General features: G+C 69.5%; 3 protein-coding genes and 2 pseudogenes. 2 read left to right on the top strand and 3 right to left on the bottom strand.

Going from position 1 to position 6,535, the window contains the following annotated elements; genetic code table 11:
* Positions 1–710 (top strand): annotated as a pseudogene (locus ASG00_RS17975) (MFS transporter); the annotation flags it as partial.
* 3 nt (positions 711–713) lie between these two features.
* On the opposite strand, the gene ASG00_RS09755 reads toward ASG00_RS17975, so the two are convergent.
* The 3 genes from ASG00_RS09755 to polA form a co-directional block, all read right to left on the bottom strand.
* The gene (locus ASG00_RS09755) at positions 714–1,769 is read right to left on the bottom strand and encodes an LLM class flavin-dependent oxidoreductase (RefSeq protein ID WP_056209039.1); all 1,056 of its coding nucleotides are present in this window, start codon (positions 1,767–1,769) and stop codon (positions 714–716) included.
* 56 nt (positions 1,770–1,825) lie between these two features.
* Positions 1,826–3,499 (bottom strand): DUF885 domain-containing protein, encoded by a 1,674-nt coding sequence (locus ASG00_RS09750; RefSeq protein ID WP_056209035.1) that lies wholly within the window; start codon positions 3,497–3,499, stop codon positions 1,826–1,828.
* A 171-nt stretch (positions 3,500–3,670) separates the two neighbouring features.
* Positions 3,671–6,304, bottom strand: coding sequence for a DNA polymerase I (polA, locus tag ASG00_RS09745; protein ID WP_056209031.1), 2,634 nt, complete (start codon positions 6,302–6,304; stop codon positions 3,671–3,673).
* A 77-nt stretch (positions 6,305–6,381) separates the two neighbouring features.
* Between polA and ASG00_RS17970 the strand changes: the two are divergent.
* Positions 6,382–6,535 (top strand): annotated as a pseudogene (locus ASG00_RS17970) (thioesterase); the annotation flags it as partial.

Raw genomic sequence — 6,535 nt, 5'->3', positions numbered from 1 at the left:
CCCGAACGGGCACGATCGCGGCGATCACCTCGACGATCGACAACCGTGTCGGCGTCCGGGCAGCGTGGTCGCACCCCGGCACACGTCTCGCGTTCTGGTCCCACTTCACGACCCCGTTCGCAGGAACCGCGTTCGTCATGCTGTGGGGAATCCCGTTCCTGACCTCAGGCGAGGGCCTCAGCACAGCGGGAGCCAGTGGCATCACGACGGTATATGTCGTGATCGGCATGGCGCTCGGGCCGATCATGGGGACACTCTCGGCCCGTCTGCCGATGCGCCGGTCCCACCTGCTCGTGCTGCCGAGCGTGGCCTTTCAGTTCGTGGCATGGATGGCGGTCATCCTGTGGCCGGGGACGGCCCCGGTCTGGCTTCTCGTCGTGCTCGCCATCGCGCTCGCGACCGGCGGACCCGCGTCGATGATCGCGTTCGACCACGCCCGCACGCACAACCCCCAGCACCGGCTCAGCACGGCGACCGGAATCACGAATGTCGGCGGATTCCTCGCCGCGCTGGTGGCCGTGTTCCTCATCGGTCTCGCGCTCGACCTGCAGGGGGCGGGAACTCCCGGCACCTACTCGTTGAACGCGTTCCGTGCCGCGTTCCTCGTACAGGTGCCCCTGTGGGCCCTGGGTGCCACCTTCATCGTGATCGAGCGGCGGCGCACTCGCGTGCACCTCGGTCTCGAGTCGCCCCGCACACCGCGCCGCTGACGCTCACTCACCAGAGAGCAGCTCCCGCACCCGCGGCACGACGACCGTGCCGTAGAGCTCGATCGAACGCAGCATCCGTGCGTGGGACAGCGTGCCGTTCGAGAACTTGAGATCGAATCGGTCGAGGTCGAGCGTGCGTACGGCGTCGGCGATCTTCTGAGCAACGCGCTCCGGTGATCCCGCGTAGATCGCACCCTCTGGCGAGACGTCGTGAGCGAACTGCGCACGGCTGTACGGGGGCCACCCGCGTTCGCGGCCGATCGCGTTGCGGTTGTACTCCATCGCCGGATACAGCTGCTCCCAGGCCTCCTCGTCCGTGTCGGCGATGTGGCCCGGCGAGTGCACACCGACGGGCAGCGCGCCGTGCCCGAACGACGCGGTCGCGCGATGGAACAGATCGACGTAGGGCCGGAAGCGGGCGGGCGACCCGCCGATGATCGCGAGCAGCAGGCCGAATCCATAGCGTGCCGTGCGCACCACCGACTCCGGACTGCCCCCGACGCCGATCCACGTCGGGATGGGGGTCTCCGTCTTGGGGAAGACGTCGGCGTCGGTGAGGGCGGCGCGGGTGCGACCCGACCACGTGACGGGCTGCTCGGCGCGAAGCTGGTGGAACAGGTCGAGCTTCTCCTCGAAGAGCACCTCGTAGTCGTGAAGGTCGTAGCCGAAGAGCGGGAACGACTCGGTGAACGAGCCGCGACCGAGGATGATCTCGGCCCGACCCGACGACACCGCCTGCAGGGTGGCGAACCGCTCGTACAGCCGCACCGGGTCATCGGAAGAGAGCACCGTCACCGCGGTGCCGAGGTGGATCTGCGACGTGCGCGCCGCGGCGGCGGCGAGCACGATCTCAGGGCTCGAGACGGCGAACTCGTGGCGATGGTGCTCCCCCACGCCGAAGAACGCGAGCCCGGTCTCATCCGCCACGACGGCCTGCTCGACGACGTCGCGGATCGTCTGGGCGTCAGTGAGCGTCGCCCCCGTCTCATCGGCCGTCACGTCGCCGAAGGTGTCGAGTCCGAACTCCACCGCAGCGGCTCGGGATGCGTCATCCGTCATGGGTCACCCTTTCATTCAGGGGAATGGAACAGGATGCCGCGGCCCGGCATTCCCGTTCAGGGAACGAGGGCGCTGCGCAGCGTGTCGAGACCGACGCCGCCGATGTCGAGCGCCTTCTTGTGGAACGCCTTGATGTCGAACGCGTCGCCCTGGGCGGCACGGTACGCGTCGCGGATCTGCTCCCAGATGCGTTGTCCGACCTTGTACGACGGCGCCTGGCCCGGCCACCCGAGGTAGCGGTTCACCTCGAACCGGATGAAGGCGTCGGACATGTTGACGTTCTGACGCATGATCTCCAGCGCATAGTCGGCATCCCACGTGCCCGAGCCGTCGAGGCGCGGCTTGCCCAGGTGCACCCCGATGTCGAGCACCACGCGCACCGCGCGCATCCGCTGCCCGTCGAGCATCCCGAGGCGGTCCGCCGGATCCTCGAGGTAGCCGAGCTGCTCCATGAGGCGCTCGGCGTAGAGTGCCCAGCCCTCGGCGTGACCCGACGACCCCGCGATGAGGCGACGCCAGGAGTTCAACTGGGCGCGGTTGTAGACCGACTGCGCGATCTGCAGGTGATGCCCCGGAACGCCCTCGTGATAGACCGTCGTCAGCTCGCGCCACGTGTCGAACTCGGTGACGCCTTCCGGCACAGACCACCACATGCGTCCCGGACGCGAGAAGTCGTCGGTCGGGCCGGTGTAGTAGATCCCGCCCTCTTGGGTGGGGGCGATCATGCACTCGAGGCGACGCACCGGCTCGGGGATGTCGAAGTGACTGCGGCCGAGCTCGGCGACCGCGCGATCGCTCGTCTCCTGCATCCAGCGCTGCAGCTCGGCGGTGCCGTGGAGCTTGCGCGAGGCGTCGGCTTCGAGATGCGCGACCGCCTCGGCCACGGATGCCCCGGGCAGGATCTCGTTCGCGATCGACTCCTGCTCGGCGACCATGCGCGCGAGCTCCTCGACTCCCCACTCGTAGGTCTCATCGAGATCGATCGTCGCCCCGAGGAACCGCCGGGAGTGCAGGGAGTAGAGCTCGCGACCGACGCCGTCGTGCTCGAGCGCGACGGGGGTGAGCTCGGTGCGCAGCACCTGCGCCAGGTCGTCGTAGGCGACGCGGGCCGCACCCGCGGCATCCGTGAGCTCCCGCGCGAGCGAGGCCGGCAGGGCGCCGTCGGAAAGGGTCGCGCCGCCGACGAAGTCCGCGAAGAAGCCGTCCTCCGCCGTGTAGCGGGCGATCTGACCGACGACCTCGTCGACCTGGCGACGGGCGGGCACCACGCCGGTGCGGATGCCTTCGCGCAGCGTCGACACGTAGCCGTTCAGGGCCGCGGGCAGTGCGCGCAGCCGCTCGGCGACCACCGTCCAGTCCTCGACCGAGTCCGTGGGCATGAGGTCGAACGCGTTGCGCAGCTCCTGCGCGGGTGAGGCGATCACGTTGAGGTCCCGCAGATGGGCGCCCGCGTCGTGGAGATCGACCTGCAGCTGCAGCTCGGAGCGGAGGTCGGCGAGGGTGACCGCGTCGATGTCGTCGACCGGCTGGGCATCGGACAGATCGCGCAGCACGGCGGTGATCGCGGCGTGCTTCTCCTGCTCCCCCTCGGGCGACAGGTCGTCGAAGCGGCCGTTGTGCTCGAAGCGTCCGATGTAGGTCGCGGCCATCGGCGACAGCTCGGCGAGCCTGTCGACCCAAGCCTCCGCGATCGCATCGATCCGGGTGGGGGTGCGTTCTGCGTCGGTCATGGCATCGAGCCTAGGCATGCCGCCTCACGCAGGCCAAACCTGTCGTGCAGTTCGCCGCTCTCCTGCGGGCGACCCCCCGCAGCGACACCGCTCCTGCTGTGGCTCACACGTCGCCGATCCGCACGCGGCGGCCGCGGCGTCGATCCGCGCGGCACGCGGGTGCGGGAGCGATCAGTGCGCGGCGCCGTTCCAGTCGCGGCCGTGACCGATCTGCACGTCGAGCGGCACCGACAGGTCGGCGGCATCGCCCATCCGCTCGCGCACGATCCGCTCCGCGGCATCCCACTCCCCCGGCGCGACCTCCACGACGAGTTCGTCGTGGATCTGCAGCAGCACGCGGGAGGCCAGCCCCTCGCTGCGCAGCTCGTCGTGGATGCGGAACAGCGCGAGCTTCATGATGTCGGCCGCACTCCCCTGGATCGGGGCGTTGAGCGCGGCGCGCTCGGCGTTCTCGCGCAGCACGCGGTTCGGGCTCGTGAGGTCGGGGAACGGCCGGCGCCGACCGAAGATCGTCTCGGTGAACCCGTCGATACGGGCCTGCTCGACCGACGAGCGCAGGTAGTCGCGAACCGCACCGAACCGCGCGAAGTATTCGGTCATCAGCTGCTTCGCCTCGGACTGCTCGATGCGCAGCTGCTTGGAGAGTCCGAAGGCGCTCAGCCCGTAGACGAGACCGTACGACATGGCCTTCACCTTCGTGCGCATCGCCGGGGAGACCTCGGCCGGGTCGACGCCGAACACGCGCGCACCCACGAACCGGTGCAGGTCCTCGCCGGACCGGAACGCCTCGATCAGCCCCGGATCGCCCGACAGATGCGCCATGATGCGCATCTCGATCTGCGAGTAGTCGGCTGTCAGCAGTGTCTCGAACCCGGCGCCCACCTCGAAGGCGGCTCGGATGCGGCGGCTCTCCTCGGTGCGCACCGGGATGTTCTGCAGGTTCGGGTCGGTGCTCGACAGGCGGCCGGTCTGGCTGCCCGTCTGCACGTAGGTCGTGTGGATGCGTCCGTCGTCCTGGATCCCCGCATCGAGGGATTCGATGATCTGCCGCAGCTTCGTCGCTTCGCGGTGCTGCAGCAGCAGGTCGAGGAAGGGGTGCGGGTTCGACTCCTGCAGATCGGCGAGCACCGCGGCATCCGTCGAATAGCCCGTCTTGGTCTTGCGGGTCTTCGGCAGCTGCAGGTCGTCGAACAGCACTTCCTGCAGCTGCTTCGGCGACCCGAGGTTCACTTCGCGTCCGATCGCCGCGAAGGCGTCGGCGGCGATCGCGTCGGCACGCGTGGCGAGCTCCGTCGAGAAGGCCGACAGGTGGTCGTGCGACACCGCGACGCCCGCGAGCTCCATGTCGGCGAGGGTGTCGAGAGTGGGCAGCTCGATCTCATCGAGCACGCGCGCGAGAGGAGACGGGATGTCGTCACGGATCGCGGTTCCGACACGCGCGACGAACCAGGCCAGCTGACCGGGGGTCGCTCCCTCCGTCTCGGGCACGAGCTGCGTCGGATCGGCCTCAGGGAGCTTCTCGCCGAGGTAGCGCTCGACCAGGTCGCCGAGCGTCTTGTCGGGGAAGCTGGGGCGGATGAGCCAGCCGGCGAGGGCGGCGTCGAAGACGATGCCGCGAAGATCTGCGCCGGCGCGGCGCAGCGCCTTGAGCTGCGGCTTCGCATCGTGCAGCACCTTCGGTGCGTCGGAGGCGAGCCACGGGCCGATCGCCGTGGCCGCGGCATCCGACCAGCTCAGCTCGATGGCTGCGGTCGCATCCGCGAACCCGAGGCGCGCCGGGGTGCCCTGTTCGACGGTGACGACCACGCCGACGTCCCCGGTGCGACCCGTGAGCCAGGTGGCGGCGTCGGCGGGCGTCGACTCGACGGCGACCGGGGCGACCGTGACCGGGGCGCTCTCGCCCTGGTCGTCGCCCGCATCGATCACCTCGAGCAGGCGCGGCATCAGCGTGCGGAACTCGAGCCGCGCGAAGATGTCGCGCACCTCCTGCAGGTCGGTGGCACCGATCTCGAGATCGGCCGGGGACACCGGGAGCTCGACGTCGCGCAGCAGGCGGTTGAGGGCGCGGTTGCGCTTCACATCGTCGAGATGCTCGCGCAGGTTGCCGCCGACCACGCCGCCGATCTTGTCGGCGTTCTCCAGCAGTGCCTCGAGCGTGCCCCACTGCGTGAGCCACTTCACCGCGGTCTTCTCGCCCACCTTCGGCACGCCCGGCAGGTTGTCGCTGGTCTCCCCCACGAGCGCCGCGATGTCGGGGTACTGCTCGGGACGGACGCCGTAGCGCTCCTCGACCGCGGCCGGGTCGTAGCGCTTCAGCTGCGAGACGCCCTGCACGCTCGGATAGAGGAGGGTGACATCGTCGGTCACCAGCTGGATCGTGTCGCGGTCGCCCGAGCAGACGAGCACCTTGTAGCCGGCCTCCGCGCCGCGGGTAGCCAGCGTCGCGAGGATGTCGTCTGCCTCGATGTCCTCCTTGGTGAGAACGGTCACACCGATGGCCCGCAGGCAGTCCTGCAACAGCGGGATCTGGCCGGCGAACTCGGGCGGCGTCTCCGATCGGTTCGCCTTGTACTCGGCGTACTCGCGGGTGCGGAACGACACGCGCGAGGTGTCGAACGCGACCGCGAGATGCGTAGGCTTCTCGGCCTTCAGCAGGTTGACGAACATCGACAGGAACCCGTAGATGCCGTTGGTGTGCTGGCCGTCCTTCGTCGTGAAGTTGTCGACCGGCAGCGCGTAGAAGGCGCGGAACGCGAGCGAGTGGCCGTCGACGACCAGAAGGGTAGGCTGAGCGGAATCGGTCACCGTGCCAGCCTAACGACGCGCGCCGACACCCGCCGGGTCCGATCGGGCGCCGCGCCGTGACATCCCGAAGGAGTGCGATGAGCCCCGACCTGCCCGCCGGAGCCGACGGACTCGCCTGGGCGCAGTCGCGCGGCATGGGAGCCCTCGCCGAGAAGATGGGGCTCGAGTGGATCGAGTTCGGCCCCGACCGCGCGATCGCCCGCATGCCCGTCGAGGGGAACACGCAGCCGG

The sequence above is a fragment of the Microbacterium sp. Leaf351 genome, from assembly GCF_001423825.1.
Classification (GTDB): domain Bacteria; phylum Actinomycetota; class Actinomycetes; order Actinomycetales; family Microbacteriaceae; genus Microbacterium; species Microbacterium ginsengisoli.
The sequence above is the reverse complement of the archived record's forward strand: the minus strand, read 5'-3'. Positions and strand labels throughout refer to the sequence as shown.

Bases quoted from the DNA above. Each gene is read 5' to 3' on its own strand.
- ASG00_RS09755 (WP_056209039.1), bottom strand. From the start codon at position 1,769: ATGACGGATGACGCATCCCGAGCCGCTGCGGTGGAGTTCGGACTCGAC.
- ASG00_RS09750 (WP_056209035.1), bottom strand. From the start codon at position 3,499: ATGACCGACGCAGAACGCACCCCCACCCGGATCGATGCGATCGCGGAG.